This window comes from Pseudomonas sp. GW456-E7, from assembly GCF_059424105.1.
Window position 1 is genome coordinate 1 of record NZ_JBWKZB010000126.1, and the last position, 546, is coordinate 546.

Annotated in this window: 1 rRNA gene; it reads left to right on the forward strand. The window is 54.6% G+C overall.

The features are described 5' to 3' along the window. Positions 1-484, forward strand: a 16S ribosomal RNA gene (locus AC07YV_RS29885); the annotation flags it as partial. Between the last annotated feature and the right edge of the window lie 62 nt (positions 485-546).

Sequence of the window (546 nt, forward strand, 5' to 3'; positions counted from 1 at the left end):
TGTCGTCAGCTCGTGTCGTGAGATGTTGGGTTAAGTCCCGTAACGAGCGCAACCCTTGTCCTTAGTTACCAGCACGTAATGGTGGGCACTCTAAGGAGACTGCCGGTGACAAACCGGAGGAAGGTGGGGATGACGTCAAGTCATCATGGCCCTTACGGCCTGGGCTACACACGTGCTACAATGGTCGGTACAGAGGGTTGCCAAGCCGCGAGGTGGAGCTAATCCCACAAAACCGATCGTAGTCCGGATCGCAGTCTGCAACTCGACTGCGTGAAGTCGGAATCGCTAGTAATCGCGAATCAGAATGTCGCGGTGAATACGTTCCCGGGCCTTGTACACACCGCCCGTCACACCATGGGAGTGGGTTGCACCAGAAGTAGCTAGTCTAACCTTCGGGAGGACGGTTACCACGGTGTGATTCATGACTGGGGTGAAGTCGTAACAAGGTAGCCGTAGGGGAACCTGCGGCTGGATCACCTCCTTAATCGACGACTCAGCTGCTCCATAAGTTCCCACACGAATTGCTTGATTCATTGAAGAAGACGA